Source organism: Microbacterium sp. zg-B185, assembly GCF_030246885.1.
In the GTDB taxonomy this organism is placed as follows: Bacteria; Actinomycetota; Actinomycetes; order Actinomycetales; family Microbacteriaceae; genus Microbacterium.
On sequence record NZ_CP126739.1, the window covers coordinates 3370146 to 3386882 of the forward strand.

Annotated in this window: 16 protein-coding genes; 7 read left to right on the forward strand and 9 right to left on the reverse strand. The window is 69.5% G+C overall.

The features are described from left to right. The first annotated feature begins 22 nt into the window (after positions 1-22). From QNO12_RS15995 to QNO12_RS16005, 3 genes are all read left to right on the forward strand, one after another. Positions 23-985, forward strand: a complete 963-nt coding sequence (locus QNO12_RS15995) for a VOC family protein (RefSeq protein ID WP_257501160.1) — start codon at positions 23-25, stop codon at positions 983-985. 140 nt (positions 986-1125) lie between these two features. Further along, positions 1126-2652 carry an aldehyde dehydrogenase family protein gene (locus tag QNO12_RS16000; protein WP_257501159.1) on the forward strand — a complete coding sequence of 509 codons (1527 nt, stop codon included), beginning with the start codon at positions 1126-1128 and terminating at the stop codon, positions 2650-2652. 83 nt (positions 2653-2735) lie between these two features. Further along, entirely contained in the window at positions 2736-3938 is a 1203-nt protein-coding gene (locus QNO12_RS16005) for an MFS transporter (protein ID WP_257501158.1), read from the forward strand. A 248-nt stretch (positions 3939-4186) separates the two neighbouring features. Here QNO12_RS16005 and QNO12_RS16010 read toward each other — a convergent pair whose 3' ends face one another. After that, positions 4187-4663: a MarR family winged helix-turn-helix transcriptional regulator gene (locus QNO12_RS16010; RefSeq protein WP_257501157.1), complete on the reverse strand. Its 477-nt coding sequence runs from the start codon at positions 4661-4663 to the stop codon at positions 4187-4189. Between the two features lie 88 nt (positions 4664-4751). Between QNO12_RS16010 and QNO12_RS16015 the strand changes: the two genes are divergently transcribed. From QNO12_RS16015 to QNO12_RS16030, 4 genes are read left to right on the forward strand one after another with little or no spacing between them, the layout of a single operon-like run. After that, positions 4752-5693 (forward strand): SDR family NAD(P)-dependent oxidoreductase, encoded by a 942-nt coding sequence (locus QNO12_RS16015; RefSeq protein ID WP_257501156.1) that lies wholly within the window; start codon positions 4752-4754, stop codon positions 5691-5693. 9 nt (positions 5694-5702) lie between these two features. After that, positions 5703-6620: an amidohydrolase family protein gene (locus tag QNO12_RS16020; RefSeq protein ID WP_257501155.1), complete on the forward strand. Its 918-nt coding sequence runs from the start codon at positions 5703-5705 to the stop codon at positions 6618-6620. Further along, positions 6617-7069 carry a MaoC family dehydratase gene (locus QNO12_RS16025; RefSeq protein WP_257501154.1) on the forward strand — a complete coding sequence of 151 codons (453 nt, stop codon included), beginning with the start codon at positions 6617-6619 and terminating at the stop codon, positions 7067-7069. Before QNO12_RS16020 ends, QNO12_RS16025 begins: the two co-directional genes overlap by 4 nt. Positions 7070-7124: 55 nt before the next feature. Next, entirely contained in the window at positions 7125-8633 is a 1509-nt protein-coding gene (locus tag QNO12_RS16030; protein ID WP_257501153.1) for an acyl-CoA synthetase, read from the forward strand. Here QNO12_RS16030 and QNO12_RS16035 read toward each other — a convergent pair. From QNO12_RS16035 to QNO12_RS16070, 8 genes are all read right to left on the reverse strand, one after another. Next, complete coding sequence (locus QNO12_RS16035) at positions 8560-9492, reverse strand: PaaX family transcriptional regulator (RefSeq protein ID WP_257501152.1); 933 nt, start codon at positions 9490-9492, stop codon at positions 8560-8562. The two genes, QNO12_RS16030 and QNO12_RS16035, sit on opposite strands and share 74 nt — an antisense overlap. Further along, positions 9489-10289, reverse strand: coding sequence for an ABC transporter ATP-binding protein (locus QNO12_RS16040; protein WP_257501151.1), 801 nt, complete (start codon positions 10287-10289; stop codon positions 9489-9491). The genes QNO12_RS16035 and QNO12_RS16040 overlap by 4 nt, the downstream gene beginning before the upstream one ends. Next, positions 10282-11106, reverse strand: coding sequence for an ABC transporter permease (locus tag QNO12_RS16045; protein ID WP_257501150.1), 825 nt, complete (start codon positions 11104-11106; stop codon positions 10282-10284). Before QNO12_RS16045 ends, QNO12_RS16040 begins: the two co-directional genes overlap by 8 nt. Beyond that, positions 11103-11960 carry an ABC transporter permease gene (locus QNO12_RS16050; protein ID WP_257501149.1) on the reverse strand — a complete coding sequence of 286 codons (858 nt, stop codon included), beginning with the start codon at positions 11958-11960 and terminating at the stop codon, positions 11103-11105. Before QNO12_RS16050 ends, QNO12_RS16045 begins: the two co-directional genes overlap by 4 nt. Before the next feature lie 71 nt (positions 11961-12031). Further along, positions 12032-13021, reverse strand: a complete 990-nt coding sequence (locus QNO12_RS16055) for an ABC transporter substrate-binding protein (RefSeq protein WP_257501130.1) — start codon at positions 13019-13021, stop codon at positions 12032-12034. Between the two features lie 219 nt (positions 13022-13240). Then, positions 13241-14329 (reverse strand): zinc-binding dehydrogenase, encoded by a 1089-nt coding sequence (locus QNO12_RS16060; RefSeq protein WP_257501129.1) that lies wholly within the window; start codon positions 14327-14329, stop codon positions 13241-13243. After that, positions 14326-15789, reverse strand: coding sequence for an aldehyde dehydrogenase (locus QNO12_RS16065; RefSeq protein ID WP_257501128.1), 1464 nt, complete (start codon positions 15787-15789; stop codon positions 14326-14328). The genes QNO12_RS16060 and QNO12_RS16065 overlap by 4 nt, the downstream gene beginning before the upstream one ends. Beyond that, positions 15786-16736 (reverse strand): sugar phosphate isomerase/epimerase family protein, encoded by a 951-nt coding sequence (locus tag QNO12_RS16070; protein WP_257501127.1) that lies wholly within the window; start codon positions 16734-16736, stop codon positions 15786-15788. Before QNO12_RS16070 ends, QNO12_RS16065 begins: the two co-directional genes overlap by 4 nt. Position 16737: the final 1 nt, after the last annotated feature.

The following is a 16737-nucleotide window of genomic DNA, read 5'->3' on the forward strand; positions in this document are numbered from 1 at the left end:
ACCCGCCAGAGAGGACCGCAGGATGACCGATTTCACCGCGTTCGACGTCGCCCACATCGGCAGCGTCGAGCTGCTCACGCCCAAGTTCGAGGAGAGCAAGGCGTTCTTCACCGACCTGCTCGCGATGCGCGTCGTCGCCGAGGAGGGCGACTCCGTCTTCCTGCGCACCTGGGACGAATACGAGCTGTACACCATCAAGCTCACGGCATCGGATGCCGCGGGTGTCGGACGCACGACGTTCCGTGCCTCCAGCGAGGATGCGCTGCAGCGGCGCGTCGCCGCGATCACCGAGACGGGCCTGGGCGGCAGCTGGGTCGACGGCGAGGTCGGCACCGGCCCCACGTTCGAGTTCACCGACCCCGACGGCCACGCGATGGCGATCTACTACGAGACCGAGCGCTACGTCGCCACCGATGACAAGCCGGCCCTGAAGAACCAGGCATCGCGGTTCCCGGGACGCGGCGTCAACGCCCGCCGCCTGGACCACATCAACTACCTGGCCAAGGACGTCGTCGCCAACGGCGAGTTCATCGCCAAAGCGCTCGGCGGTCGCGAGAGCGAACGCATCAAGCTGGACGCCGGCGGCTACGCGGCATGGTGGTTCCACTTCAACAACAAGTCCTACGACGTCGTCTACTCCGACGACTGGACCCGTCACGGCAACCGCCTGCACCACATCGCCTTCGCACCCGACACGCGCGAGGACATCCTCAAGGCCGCCGACATCTTCCTCGAGAACGGCATCTACATCGAGTCGGGTCCGCACAAGCACGCGATCAACCAGACGTTCTTCCTGTACGTCTGGGAGCCCGGCGGCAACCGCATCGAATTCGCCAACGCGGGCGCGCGCCTGCTGCTGGACCCGGACCAGCCCGTCGTGGAGTGGACCCAGGAAGAGCGCAAGAAGGGCCAGGCGTGGGGCATGAAGACGATCGAGAGCTTCCACACGCACGGCACCCCGGTCGTGGACGTCGTCGCCGACTGACCTTCTCCCGCGCCGGCGCCCGGCTCATCGGATTCCCGCCCCAGCTGAGTCAATCAGTGGTGGAATGAAGAGAGACCGGGCGCTGCGCTGGGCAGCGTCGACGGCAATCATGCGAGCAACAACGCACAGAGGGGTGTGACATGACGGACACCATCGGCGCGGACTCCGCGACCGCAGTCGCCGGCGAGGCCGGCACGCAAATCAAGACGGGCCTGTACATCGGCGGACAGGAGCGGCACACCGCCGCCACGCTCGATGTCGCCGACCCGGGCAAGCCCGGCGTGATCGTGGGGCGCGCAGCCTCCGCCACGCCACAGGACGTCGACGACGCCGTCGCCGCGGCCAAGGCCGCCTACCCGGCCTGGTCCGCGCTTTCCGCGCCGGAGCGGGCCGAGAAGATGCGCGCCGCCCTGGAAGGGATCGCCGACGCACGTGACGCGGATGCGGCGATCCTCTCGCAGGAGAACGGAAAGATCCGGTTCGAGTCGTGGGTGGATTCCCTGGTGTTCGAGATCCGGTGGAACCTCGCCCTGATGCTCGCCGACGAGGTGGGCACCGGCAAGGTCCTCCCGGTCGTTCCCGGCATCCCGGTGGAGACCACCGTCTCGTACCAGTCCCTCGGTGTGGTCACCCTGATCGTGCCGTTCAACTGGCCGATCGCCATCCTGGGTGCGGCTCTCCCGCACGCGCTGCTGGCCGGCAACACCGCGATCGTCAAGCCGCCGCCCTCCACGCCCTTGGCGCTGACCCGCGTCGTGCAGCGGATCGCCGAGAAGCTCCCCGCCGGCGTGCTGAACGTCGTCACCGGCAAGGACGAGAACATGTCCGGCCTGATCTCGAACACCGACATCGCCAAGGTCTGCTTCACCGGCAGCGTCAACGGCGGCAAGCGCATCATGGAGATGGCATCCAAGTCCCTCACCCGGGTGACGCTCGAACTCGGCGGGAACGACGCGGCGATCTTCCTCGAGGACGCGATCCTCGACGATGCCCACCTGGACCGCATCTACGCCGCCGTGTTCGACACGACCGGGCAGATCTGCATGAACGCCAAGCGCCTGTACGTGCACCGCTCACGGCTCGATGAGCTGGTCGCAGGGCTCTCCGCGCGCCTGGACAAGGCCGTGATCGGCTACGGACTGGACGAGGGCACCACAATGGGTCCACTGCACCAGAGCGCCCAGAAGGCGTTCGTGGAGGACATCATCCAGGAGGCCAAGGATGCCGGCGCCGACGTGCGCGAGTTCGGCGAGCTCCCCGGTGGGGATCTGGACGGCGGCAACTTCCTGCGCCCGGCCATCGTCGTGGACCCCGACCCCGCGCTGCGCGTGGTCACGCAGGAGCAGTTCGGCCCGGTCATCCCGATCCTCCCGTTCGACACCGAGGACGAGGCGATCGCGGCGGCCAACGACACGTGGGCCGGGCTGTGCGGCTCGGTGTGGACGGCCGATGTCGACTCGGCCAACCGCGTCGGCGGACAGCTGGCGTGCGGCTACGTGTGGGTCAACGACCACGGCGCGACGCGCCTGGACCTGCGGGCGCCGTTCGGCGGCATGAAGCAGTCCGGGTTCGGTCGCGAGCAGGGCATCGAGGGCATCCGCGCCTTCCAGGACACCCGTTCCATCGCCCACATCGACGCCGCGGCCCTGGCCGCGCAAGCACACTGATGTCGCGGCTCGGGTCGGGCGGGAACGACTCCGCCCGACCCGATCCGTCTGCCCGCCCGGGGCACACGGACACGCTGACGGCGGTGAGCACCGCCGAGCGCCGATCGTCCGCCGTGTTCCTGTTCATCGCCGTCTGCCTGATCGCGGCGAACATGCGCCCGACCATCACCTCGATCGGTCCGCTGCTGGATCAGATCGGCGCGGACACCGGCATGGGCGCCAGCACCCTCGGGCTGGTCGCCTCGGTGCCCCTGGTCGCCTGGGCGATCTTCTCCCCCGTCGCCCACGACCTGACCCGCCGGTTCGGGATGTCGCGGGTCATGCTGTGGGCGCTGCTCCTGCTGACGGTGGGCACCGTGGTCCGCTCGCTGCCCGGCCCGGTCGTGAGCCTGTGGATCGGCACCGCGCTGCTGGGGATCGCGCTGGCGATCGTCAACGTGCTCATGCCCGCGGTGGTCAAGCGGGACTTCTCCGGCCACGTGGCCGGGATGACCGCCCTGTACTCGGCACTCCTGGGCGGGTTCGGGGCGATCGCCTCGGGCATCGCCGTACCGGTCTCCCACCTCAGCTGGCCGCAGGATCCCGCCGGCTGGCGTTTCGCGCTGCTGCTGATCGGCGGCATCCTGCTGCCGTTCGCCATCGTCGCCTGGATCGTGACGTCCCGGCGCTCGCCCACCGTTGTGCCCGCCCGCGCGCCCGGCCGCCGCCGGCGCACGGGCATCTGGACGGACCGGACCGCGTGGCTGGTCGCCGGGTACATGGGCGCGCAGGCGTCGATCTTCTACATGCTGGTCACCTGGCTGGCGAGCATCTCCACCTCGATCGGACGCTCCCCCGTGGTCGCGGGCCTGGACGTCATGCTCTACCAGCTGTTCTCGATCGCCGGATCTCTGATCCTGCCGCTGCTGCTGCGCGGCCGCGCCCGCCGCGTGATCCCCGCGCTCATCCCGTCGGTCGGGGTGATCGGCGTCATCGGACTGATGCTGGCGCCCGAGGGGATCATGTTCTGGGCCGCGTGCCTCGGCTCCTCCTCGGGGGCGTCGCTGAGCATGTCGCTCACCCTGATGGCGCAGCGCGCCCGCGACCACGACACCGCAGCCGCTCTGTCGGGAATGTCCCAGTCCGTCGGCTACGTCGTCGCCGCGCTGGGACCGGTGCTGTTCGGCTGGGCGCACGCCACGACCGGCAACTGGATGATCTCGCTCGGCCTCCTGCTGCTGGCGCTGGCCTGCCAGTCGGTGATCGGCATGCTCGTCGGGCGCGACCGCTACGTCCTGGAGCGCTGACGCCGCCCGACGCCTCGCCGCGCCCCCACCCCGCCCGGCGCCCGCGCCCCGGCCCCACCCGGCCGCCGCGCCCCCACGCCGCCCGGCGCCCGCGCCCCGGCCCCCCTGTTCACTTGCCCTGGATGTACGCCGAAAGCCTGGCGCCGCGTACATTCAGGGCAAGTGAACGGAGGAGAGGGGGCGAGCTGCGGGGGGCGCGCGGGGCGGGCGGAGGCGGACGGGCGCAGGCGCGCGGGGCGAAGGGCCGCTCAGCGACGCGCGGGGAAGGCCAAGCGCCGCAGCAGATCGGTCAGCAGGCGCCGCTCGGCCGCGGACAGATCGTCGTGCAGCTGCTGTTCCGCGCCGCGGGCGGATGCCTCCGCTTCCGCGTGGAGGGCGCGGCCTCGGTCGGTGGCGACGACGACGTTCGCGCGCCGGTCCGTGGGGTCGGGCTCGCGCACGACCAGTCCACGGGTCTGCAGCTCGTCCACGAGCGCGACGACCTGACTCGGATCCAGGCGCAGAAGCTCGGCCAGTTCGCGCTGGGACGGACGAGCGCTGCTCGCCGCCAGGGCCAGCACCGAATACGAGCGCACGCGCAGTCCGTGACGCGACAGCGCGGCATTGCCGGCCGCGAGCGAGAGCGCGTTGGCACGGGCGAGCAGGAAGCTCACGTCGTCGACCAACTCGCTCGCTGTGGAAGGAGAGTCGAGGCCGCTCTCCCTGCTGTCGCCGGCGCCGTCCATGAGGCGATGCTAGCAAGGATGCCAATCGTCAATCATTGACATTCTCAATGATCGACGATTGGATGGGCGTAGTCACAAAGGAGTTCGCATGTCTCTGCACGCCGCCCCCCTCGCGGGCAAGGTCGCCATCGTCACCGGATCCGGTCGGGGCCTCGGCTTCGCCTACGCCGCGGAGCTCGCCCGGCAGGGCGCGTCCGTCGTGATCAACGATGTGGATGCCGCCACCGCCGATGCCGCTGTCGCCGCCATCGTCGCGGACGGCGGCAAGGCCGTCGCGGTCATCGCCCCGGTCGGACCCACCGAGACCGCGCAGCAGCTGGTGGCCGCCGCCGTTGAGAGCTTCGGTCGGCTCGACATCCTCGTCACCAACGCCGGCGTGCTGCGCGATACCGTGCTCTGGAAGATGAGCGACGACGACTTCGACACGGTCATCAACGTGCACCTCCGCGGCACATTCACCTGCACGCGCGAAGCGGTGACGTACATGCGCGATAACGGCATCCGCGGCCGCATCATCGCGATCGGCTCACCTACGGGCCAGCGCGGCAACTTCGGCCAGACCAACTACGCGGCCGCCAAGGCCGGCATCGTCGGGATGGTGCGCACCTGGGCGCTCGAGCTCAAGCGTGCCGGCATCACCGCGAACGCGGTCATCCCGGTAGCCGCCACCGCGATGACCGCCACGGTGCCCTACTTCGCCGCGGCCGTCGAAGCCGACGCCAAGGGCGAGGCGATGCCCGCGTTCTTCCGTCACGACCTGGGCTTCGGAACGTCCGACGACGTCGCAGGCCTCATCGCCTATCTCGCATCGGATGCCGCGGCCGACGTCACCGGCCAGGCCATCGGCGTCGGCGGCGACCGGCTCCAGCTGTGGTCGCACCCGGAGCCGGTCGTCACGGCATACCGGGACGGCGGCTGGACCTATGACGCGCTCCAGGAGTCCTTCGCCGGGGAACTCGGCGGGGCACTGGAAACGGTCGGCGAACAGTTCCCGCCGCTGCCCGCCGACCTGCAGCGCCCCCCGGCGTAGGGGGGCGTCATGACGCGCTACGAGCCTGCGATCGACGTCGACGCGCTGACCGCGATCGACGTCCATGTGCACATCGAGATCGGTGCGCACGGTCACGCGTCGCTGCCGCCTGCGCTGGTGGAAGCCGCGTCGAAGTACTTCAGCACCGACGGCCCCCGGCCGGACCTGGACAGCGTCGCGGCGTATTACCGCGACCGGAAGATGGCCGCGGTCGTCTTCACCGTCGATGCGACGACCCGTCTCGGGCACTCGCCGATCTCGAGCACCGATATCGCGGAGGGGGCCGCGCGCAACAACGACGTGCTGATCCCGTTCGGCTCCGTCGATCCGCTCCAGGGAGCCGCCGCGGTCGCCGCGGCACGGCGCCTGGTGGAGGAGAACGGGGTTCGGGGCTTCAAATTCCACCCGACCGTGCAGGGCTTCGACCCGAGCGACGAGCAGCATTACCCGCTGTATGCGGCCATCCAGGAGCTCGGAGCGGTGGCGTTGTTCCACACCGGCCAGACCGGGATCGGCGCGGGCATGCCGGGCGGGTACGGGTTGAAGCTGGGACTGTCCAACCCCATCCTGCTGGACCCGATCGCGGCGGATTTCCCCGAGCTGCAGATCATCATGGCCCATCCGTCGGTGCCGTGGCAGGACGAGGCCATCTCGGTGGCAACGCACAAGCACAACACGTGGATCGACCTGTCCGGGTGGAGCCCCAAGTACTTCCCGGAGTCGCTGGTGCGCGCCGCCAACTCGTTCCTCAAGAGCCGCGTGCTGTTCGGATCCGACTTCCCTATGCTGACTCCGGATCGCTGGATCGGCGACGCCGGAAAGACCGCACTGAAGCCCGAAGTGATGCCCGGGATCATGCGCGACAACGCCGCACGACTGCTGGGCCTGCACAGCGAGACGAAACGCCCGACCAAGGAGCACCCATGACCACCTCCATCGCATACGCCGATGTCGCCGGCCTCGCCGGCACCGATCTCGGTTTCACCGACTGGCTGGAGATGACCCAGGAGCGCGTGAACACGTTCGCCGATGCCACCGGCGACCACCAGTGGATCCACGTCGACCCGGAACGCGCGAAGAGCGGGCCGTTCGGCGCGCCCATCGCGCACGGCTTCCTGACCCTCTCCCTCGCGGTCACCTTCTGGACCGAGCTGCTGGATGTGGACGGCGTGACGACGAAGGTCAACTACGGACTGGACAAGGTGCGCTTCGTCTCTCCCGTCCCGGTGGGTGCGCGCGTGCGCATGGGCGCGGTCATCGCCGAGGTCACCGAGATCGCCGGCGGCTACCAGCTGACCGTCGATCAGACCATCGAGATCGATGGCGCCGCCAAGCCGGCCGTCGTGGCCCGCGGCCTCTACCGCTTCTACGGGTAGCCGGCCCCGGCATCGCGCCGACGCCCACCGTTCCGACTCGACGAAGAGACACCCGATGCACAATCAAGGACTGGGCGCCTGGATGGCCAAGCGACGCCTCAAGACGCCCGACAAACCCGCGCTGATCCACGGGGAGGGCGAGTCGGTCAGCTACCGGCAGCTCGCCGACGGCACCGACCGCGTCTCGGCACTGCTGTGGCACCGCGGGGTGCGCAAGGGCGATCGGGTCGCGTTCATCGGCGAGAACAGCCCGGAGTTCGTCCAGGTGCTGTTCGGGACCGCTCAGCTCGGAGCCGTGTTCGTCCCCGTCAACACCAGGCTCGCGCCGCCCGAGATCGCCCATGTGCTCACCGACTCCGGCGCACGTGTACTGATCCACGGTCCGGAGTTCGCCGGCCGCGTCGCCGACGGCGTCGCGACGGCGGGGATCCCCCACGTCATCGTGACCGGCGACGGCGGGCTGAACGACCTGCTGGCCGCTACGCCGGGCGGCCACGTCGATGCCGACGTGGCGCTGGATGACCCGGCTGCGATCCTGTACACCTCGGGAACGACCGGCAAGGCGAAGGGCGCCGTGCTGACGCACCAGAACCTGACCTCGGTCGCGCTGAACTGTCTCGTCGACTACGACATCGTCTCCACCGACGTCGCACTGATGATCTCGCCGCTCTTCCACGCGGCATCCTTGGGGATGGGCGCGCTGCCGGTGATCCTCAAGGGCGCCACCATGGTGCTGGAGAAGGGGTTCGAGGCCGGCCGGGCGCTGGAGCTGATCGAGCACCATGGGGTGACGATGCTGAGCGGCGTGCCGACGACCTTCCAGCTGCTTGCCGATCATCCTCGCTGGGGGGAGACGGATCTGAGCACACTGCAGAAGCTCACCTGCGGGGGGTCGGCCGTGCCCACGCGCATCCTGAACGCCTACGAACAGCGCGGCCTGTCGTTCTCGCAGGGCTACGGCATGACCGAGACATCCCCGGGCGCGACCTCGCTGGCGCCGGACAAGACGAGGTCCAAGCAGGGCAGCGTCGGTCTTCCGCATTTCTTCACGGATGTCCGGATCGTCGACGGCAACGGAGCGATGGTGCCGCGCGGCACCGTGGGCGAGATCGAGGTGACCGGCCCCAATGTGTTCGCCGGCTACCTCAACCTTCCCGCTGAGACCGCCGCGGCGTTCTCGCCGGACGGGTGGTTCCGCTCCGGCGACATGGGGTATCTGGACCCGGATGGCTACCTGTTCATCGCGGACCGGCTGAAGGACATGATCATCTCCGGCGGCGAGAACATCTACCCCGCCGAGATCGAGAACCTGATCAACGACATCGACGGAGTCACCGGGGTCGCCGTCATCGGCGTGTCCGACGACGCGTGGGGCGAGGTGCCGCTGGCTGTCCTCACGGTGCGCGGCGGAGCGGCGGTCTCGGTGCACGATGTGCGTGCTCACCTGGACGGAAAGCTCGCTCGCTACAAGATCCCCAAGAGGGTCATCGTCACGGACGAGCTCCCGCGGACCGCGTCCGGGAAGGTGCGGAAGGCCGATCTCCGGGCACGCTTCGGGGGCTGATCTCGGACGTGGCGGCGATCGCGGTGAATTGCGCGTCGGATGCCGGGTCCAGTCGTGCGCGCCACGACCAGAAGACCTCGTAGGACCGGTCTGACGGCCACTGCGGACCGAGGAAGTCGCGGGGAAGGCGAGGGTCCGCGCGCAGCAGCGCCAGCCAATCGGCCACCAGCATGGTCCGCGCGGCCAGTGCCCCACCCGCATCGGCATCGGCATCGGCATCGGCGGACGGCGCCGACCAGGCCTCGATGAACGCGGTGTGCGCGGTGCTGATGCTGTCCAGATCCCAGGCGTCCCGCACGCTGTCGGCGATCGGGAATCCCTCGAGCTCGCGTGCGTGGAACCCGGCCACCGCGCCGCCCGGAAGGTCCGCGCGCAGCGGCGCGAGCGCCGCCCCGAGATCGACCTCCCCCGGGGCGACCCACAGTCCGTCCCGCAGGGGGGCGAACCCCTCCCAGGTCAGTGCAGAGCGCAGCCGGTGCCGGAGCGTGCGCTGGTTCTCCGGGACGCTGAAGGTGACCAGCGTCCAGCCCTCTCCCTGCGGGGCGAAGGGGGACGGTCCGCGCACGCGCTGCACCGCCTCGCGCAGCACGGCGCTTCCGTCTCCGGTCAGGGAGAACGCGATCTCCCGCCCGCGCCGCTCGCGGGCGAGCATCCCGCGTCGAACCATGCGATCGAGCGTGGCCCGCGTGGCCGGCGCCGCCACCCCGGCGCCTTCCAGCACGTCGATCAGGGCGCTGGCGCGCAGCGGCGGAACGTCCTGGTCGACGACGAACTCGCCGAAGAACGCCAGCAGCAGTTGCTTGGGCTGTCTGCTGCGCAGGCTGCGTCCCCGTTCGGCGGGATCCGGATCGAAGATCACGCTGCCGGCCGCACGGCCTCGCCGCGCTTCGCCCGCTGGATCTGCTCGTACACGTGGGTGCGCAGCTCGGTGAACCGCGGCAGCGCGCGGGTGGTGATCTGATCCCGCTCCGCAGCCAGGTCGATGGCGAGATCCTCCTGCACCCAGGTCGGCGATTTGGACAGGACCACCACCCGCTCCCCCAGGTACACCGATTCGTCGATGTCATGCGTGACGAACAGGATGGACATCCCTCGCTCGCGGTGAAGCGTCCGCACGAGGTCCTCCAGATCTGCGCGCGTCTGGGCGTCCACAGCAGCGAACGGCTCGTCCATGATCAGCACCTCGGGCTGGTACGCCACCGCGCGCGCGATGGCGACGCGCTGCTGCATCCCGCCCGACAGCTGCCAGGGGTAGCTCTTGGCGGCGTGGTCGAGCCCGACGGCGGTGAGAGCGTCGTCGATGAGGCGATCCCGGTCTGCACGCGAGAGTTTCTTGTGCTTGAGCGGCAGCTCGACGTTGCCGCTCACTGTCAGCCACGGATACAGGCTGCGCCCGTACTCCTGGAAAACAAGCGCCATCTTGTCGGGCGGGGTCGTCACCGTCTTGCCGTCGAGCTGGACGATGCCCGAGGTCGGCTTGAGCAGCCCGGCGATGCACTTCAGAAGCGTCGTCTTGCCGCACCCGGACGGACCGACGATGCACACCAGCTCACCGGCGGCCATGCGGAAGCTGATGTCTCCGATCGCCTCGACGTTTCCCGTCGAGGACTCGTAGACCTTGCGCAGGTTCTGGACGTTCAACAGCGTGTCAGGCACGCTCCACCTCCTTGATTCCGTGGTACCAGCGCAGCACGCGGCGCTCGACGAATCCGAAGATCGTCGCGAGAAGCACTCCGATGAGCCCGAGCAGCAGGATGCCGCTCCACATCTCGGCGATGAGGTAGTTGCGCTGGAAGTAGACGATCTGGAATCCGAGACCAGACGACGCGTAGCCGAGCTCGGAGATGACCATGAGGATGAGGGCGATCGACAGCGACTGCCGCACCCCCGCCATGATCCGCGGGCTGGCCGCGGGAAGTACCAGATAGCGGAGGCGCTCGGACGAAGTCACCGCGAACGATCGTGCCGTCTCGGTCATGACCGAGTCCGTCGAGCGCACGCCCTCGATCGTGTTCAGCAGGATCGGCCACACCGACCCGAGGACGATCACCACGACTTTCATGGCATCGGTCGGGCCCATCAGCACGACCGCGATCGGAAGCAGCACCGGCGGCGGAACCGCGCGGAAGAACTCCAGCATCGGCTCGAGCAGGTCGCGCAGCCAGCGGTTCAGACCGATCAGCGTGCCGGCTGCGATGCCGACCGCGATCGACAAGACGATGCCGATCCCCAGACGCGCCAGGCTCGGCAGCACGTCGGTGACGAACGCCGGGCCGATCCAGGTGTCGACGAACGCCGCGATGAGCTCGGCAGGAGACGGGAAGAATTTCGCGGGGGCGATCGTGGCCCAGATGCCCCAGATCACCACGAGGGCGACGGGCAGGCCGATCGCATAGATGGTGCTCTCGCCGATCTTCGCCCACACTCGTGAGGGGCGTCGGGGCGTGACGACCGTGCTCGTGTAGAGGGTCACAGCACGTCCTCCCCTCGTACCGACTGATGCCATGAGAGCGTCCTGCGCTCGATCGCGCGGAAGACGAGGTTGATGAGAAGGCCGAGCAGCCCGGTGACGATGACCAGTGCGTACACCGCCGGCCAATTGCCCGCGGACTGCGCGAACACGATCTCACGCCCGAGCCCGGGGTTTCCGATGAACATCTCCGCCGTGATCGCGAGGATCAGCGCCACGGCAGCGGCCAGTCGCACGCCGGTCATGAGATACGGGAGCGCTGTGGGGAAGACGAGATTGACGATCCGCGACCCTCGCGACAACCCGAAGCTGCGGGCCGTGTCGCGCGCGACGGCATCCACGTCCGCGACGCCGTACAGCACCTGGATGAACACCTGCCAGAAGCTCGCGTAGACGATGATCAGCAGCGCCGACTGGATCTGGTAGCCGAACAGAAGCACCGCGAGCGGGATGAGCGCCACCGACGGGATCGGCCGGAGGAATTCCACAGTCGTGTGGGTCGCCCGGCGCAGGAACGGCACGAGCCCGATGATCGTGCCGAGCACCACGGCGAGCACCGTGGCCATGAGCAGACCGATGCCCCACTTCGTGAGCGTGCGGCCGACGTTTCGCCAGAACTCCAGATCGCGCACGTCCTGGCCGAGCTGCGCGAGCGTCTCGGTCGCGGTCGGGAAGTAGCGCGGGTCGACGATGCCCAGCGAGGGCAGCAGCTGCCACGTCACGAGGAACCCGACGATGCCGGCGGTGCCCAGTGCGATCTTCCGCGCGGATCGGGTGCGGCGGCCGCGGCGGAACCGCCGCGCATCCTGAACGGTCTGCGTCTGCACGGGCGCCCCCGTCGTACCGTCGGTGTGCATGGCTCTCTTCCCGAGGGCGAGGAGAGGGCCGGATGCCGCCGGTCGCGGCATCCGGCCCTCCTCGCTGTGCGTTACTGCTGCTGGATCATCGATTCGTAGTCGGGTTCGGCCTCGATGTAGGCGAACTCGACGGCCAGAGCGCCCAGTTCTTCGATGCCGGCATCCGACAGGTCCCACGTGAAGGTCGGCAGTGTGATGCCGGCCGCCGCCTCCTCGGGGATCTCGAGGTTCGTCGCTATCGCCGCGCGTACGGCTTCTTCGTTGCTCGAGGCCCAATCGAGCGCCTCTGCCATCGCCTCTGAGTACGCCGCGACCAGCTCGGGGTCTTCATCGAGGATCGCCTGCGTAGTGATGCTCGTCAGCACGGTGAGTCCCGGGATCGTCGCCTGGTACGGCTGCACGACCGACACGCCGCCGGCGCCCAGCACGCTGGCGCGGAACGGGTCGGGCGCCCACGCGGCGTCCATGGTGCCCGCCTCGAGCTGAGCCGGCACGTCCGGGAAGACGACCTCGACGAACTCGATCGACGAGGGGTCGCCGCCGTCGTCCTGCACGGCCTTGCGGATCGTGAGGTCTCCGGCGGCGCCGATCGTGTTGACCGAGACCTTCTTGCCTGCGAGGTCAGCGGGCCTCGTGATGCCGGAGTCGCCGAGCGCGACGACCGCGTTCACGTCGTCACCCTCTGCGTTGCTGTTGGCGTAGTTGCCGACGATGACGACGCCGAGATCCTGCTGGTCTGCCCGGATCGGACCGAAGGGCTGGCCGATCGCGAACTGGATGTCGCCGCTCAGGAGAGCGGGGATGGCGTTCGCCCCGCCCTGTGCGGGGACCACCTCGACCTCGAGGCCGTGCTCCGCGAAGATGCCCTCGTCGATCGCGGCCCACAACGCCCCGGTCTCGGCGATGGGCAGCGCCGCGACCCGGACGCTGCGGGTTTCGCCCGGCGTCTCGTCGGCGCCCCCCGTGGGTGTGCCGGCGGGCGCGGCACCGGAATCGGTGCAGCCACTCAGCGCGAGCGCTGCGACGGCGAGCACACCGAGCGTGGCAAGACTCTTCTTCATTGACGGGGCCTCTCTCTCAAACCTGGCTGGGCGTCAAGGAAGCGGTGCACACGGGTGACGAAGGCGTTCCCCGGTGCGAAGTCGTGTCCGCACCGCATCGTGTTGACCGTGCCATCGTGCGCCATCCGACGCCCACTGTCAAGGTATCCATGACGGGCGTCAAGAATCGATTGAATATCGAGACCGACGCGGGCGCGCGGCGGCGGGCGAGGAAGCGGCTCAGAACCGGGTGATCACCGTCCGTGCGGTCTTGCCGGAGCCGAGCGCGTCATACGCCTCGTTGATCTCGTCGATGGCGATCTCGGATGCGATGAGGTCGGACAGGTTGAGCCTGCCCTGCAGGAACAGCGACGCGTAGAACGGGATGTCGCGCTTGATGTTCGAGGATCCCATGTAGACCCCGTTCACCTTCTTCTGCTCGCGCAGCAGCCCGTTCGCGTCGAACTCGATCTTTCCCCCGGCTCCGTGGATGCCGATCAGGCTCGCGGTGCCGCCGACGCGGAGCATGGCGATCGCCTGCTCGGCGGTCTCCTTGCGGCCGATCACCTCGAACGCGTGGTCGACACCTCCCCCGGTCAGTTCGCGCACGCGCGCGACCACGTCGCCTTCGCCGGCGTTGATCCCGTCGGTCGCGCCGAAGGCGCGCGCAAGTTCGAGCTTCTCGTCGTTCAGGTCGATGCCGATGATCCGTGCCGCGCCCACCAGGCGGGCCCCGCTGACCACGTTCAGCCCCACCCCGCCCAGGCCGATGACCGCGACGGTCTCGCCCGCGCGCACGCCCGCGGCGTTCAGCACGGCACCGGCACCGGTGATCGTGCCGCATCCGAGCACGGAGGCCTCGGGGAACGGGACGGCCGGATCGATGCGCACGAGCTGGTTCTCGTGGATCAGCGCCTGCTCGGCGAAGCCGGCCGTGCCCATCGCCGCCAGGATCGGCTCGCCGCGGCGGCTCAGCCGCGGCGCTGCTCCGTCGGCCCGCAGCGTGGCCTCGGGGCGGAGGCAGCTGACCGTGCGTCCGCTCAGGCACTCCAGGCACGCGCCGCAGAACTGGACGAGCGAGCCGACCACATGGTCGCCGACGGTGAACTCGGTGACCTCCGGTCCGACCGCCGCGACGATCCCGGAGACCTCGTGGCCCAGCACCATGGGGGGCGCCATCCCGAAGTCGTTCACGGCGAAGTGCAGATCCGAGTGACACAGGCCCGACGCCTTGACGTCCACGAGAACCTCGCGGCCGATGGACTCGGCGATATCGATGTCCTCGATGTCGAACCCACCGCCGAAGGCATTGACGACTGCTGCTCTCATGCTGACTGTCCGATGCTCGTGTTGATGGCCTTGGTGTTCAGGTAGTTGTACAGAACCTCGGTGCCCTGTTCGCGACCGAGACCGGACTCCTTGTATCCGCCGAACGGCGTCGCCAGATCCGGTGCGTATCCGTTCACGCCGATCGTGCCGGTCTGCACGGCGCGCGCGATCTCCAGCGCGGCCGCCGTGTCGGCCGAGAAGACCGCCCCGCCGAGCCCGTAACGCGAGTCGTTCGCAAGTGCGATCGCCTCGTCGATGCCGTCGTATTCGAAGACCGTCACGACGGGGCCGAAGATCTCCTCGCGGGCGATCTGGGAGTCGGCGGCTGCCCCCGCGATGATCGTGGGCTCGTAGAAGTAGCCGGCCTCACCCGGCAGGTCCCGCCCGCCGGTGAGGATCTGTGCACCCTCGCCACGGGCATCCTCCACCATGGTGCGCACCCGCCCGCGGATCCGCTCGGACACGAGCGGGCCCATGTCGGTTGCCGGGTCGCGGGGGTCGCCGAGACGGAAGGAGCGGGCCAGCTCGACCAAGCCCTCCACGACCTCGTCCGTGCGGGTGCGCGGGACCAGCACCCGCGAGAGGAGGAAGCAGGTCTGACCCGAGTTCATGAACGAGCCCGAGCGCAGGCCGGCCAGTGCCACGTCGATATCGGCATCCTCGGCGATGATCGCGGCGGACTTGCCGCCGAGTTCCAGGGTGACCGGGATGAGACGCTCGCCGCAGTTGCGCGCGATGATGCGACCGGCTGCGGTGGAGCCGGTGAAGGCGATCTTGTCGACCCCGGGATGCTTGACCAGGGCGTCGCCGGTCTCGCGACCGCCGGTGACGACGTTGACCACGCCGGGCGGGAACCCGACGGCCTCGACCGCCGCGGCCAGGGCGAGTGCGTCCAAGGGCGTCTCGGCCGCCGGCTTGATCACCACGGTGCAGCCGACGGCGAGCGCGGGGGCGAGCTTGGCGGTGAGGATGGACTGAGGGTAGTTCCACGGGGTGATCAGCCCCGCGACCCCCACCGGCTCCAAGCGGACCACCGAGGTGCCCGGCCCGCCGGCGTTGGCGCGCTGCTCCTCGAACGCGAAGCCGCGGATCATGTCGGCGAAGTACCGCAGATGCCGCGCGGGCAGGGCGATGTTCACGACGCGGGAGAAGCCCACCGGCTGCCCGATCTCGCCGGTGACCAGGCTCGCGGTGCTCTCGCCACGGCGTTCCAGCTCGTCGGCGAGACGCTCCAGGTAGGTGGCGCGTTCATCGGGGGACATCCGCGGCCAGGGGCCGTGGTCGAATGCCGCGCGGGCGGCGCGCACGGCGGCGTCGACGTCCTCGACGCTGCCGTCCGCCGCGACTCCCACCGTGGTGCGCGCGTACGGGTCCTCCACCTCGATCCGCGCCGTCGAGCGGGCCGGCCGCCATTCGCCGCCGACGAAAAGCCGGTTGTCGGATTGGGTCGTGATCGTCATTCGTTCCTCCGTAGTGCCAGGTCGTCTTCGGTTCGAGCGGCGGCCGCGCGGCGGTCCGGCTCTGGTGGGCGTCGCCTCGCGGACCGCTCGATCAGGGCCATCGCATCGCTCGCCAGTTCGGCGCCCCGGTCGAACGGGGAGCGCCAGATCGCCAGCATGTCGGCGGCTCCCTCCGACAGCCCGGAGCGGGAGAAGGCCTCGACCCCCCAGCGGCCGGTGTATCCGGCATCCAGGGCGGTGCGGATGACGTTCTCCACATCGACCGAGCCCTCCCCGAGCGCGCCGCGACCGGACTGTCCGAGCTCGAGGTACGACAGTGCGGGCAGGGCCTGCAGCAGGGCCGCGGCCATGTCGGATTCTTCGACGGCCATGTGGAAGGTGTCCAGATGGATACGCAGGTGCGCCGAGCCGCTGGCCGCGACGAACGCCATCGCCTGAGCGGCGGTGTTGATCGCCGAGGTCTCGTACCGGTTGAGCACTTCGAAGGTCATCGTGACGCCGCGCTCGTGCGCATAGTCCGCGACCGTGCCGACTTCGTGCGCAGCTCGCTCGAACGCCGCCCGGGACGTGGGGCCCGAGGGATGGCCGAACAGACCGTACGGGACGCCGTTCATCTGGTCCGAGCCGAGCGCGACCGTGAGGTCCACGCTCGAGCGCAGGGCGGCGGCGCCGGCAGCACGCTCGTCCGCATCCGCGGAGGACACGTCGGCACCCGGCGCCTGCCCGGCGATGGTGATCGGCCGCAGACCGTGGTCGATGAAGGCGGCGCGCAGCGCGGCGGCGTCGGTCGCCGCCGCGTCCAGCGGCGGCAGCACGACGCGCGCGTAGCCTGCCGCCGCGATCGCATCCAGGGCGGCCGGCAGCGTCCCTGCCGAGACATCGGGGACGAGGACGTTGAGGTGGCACGCGACATCGAGCGCGGTGCGCGAGACGGATTCTCCGGTCACG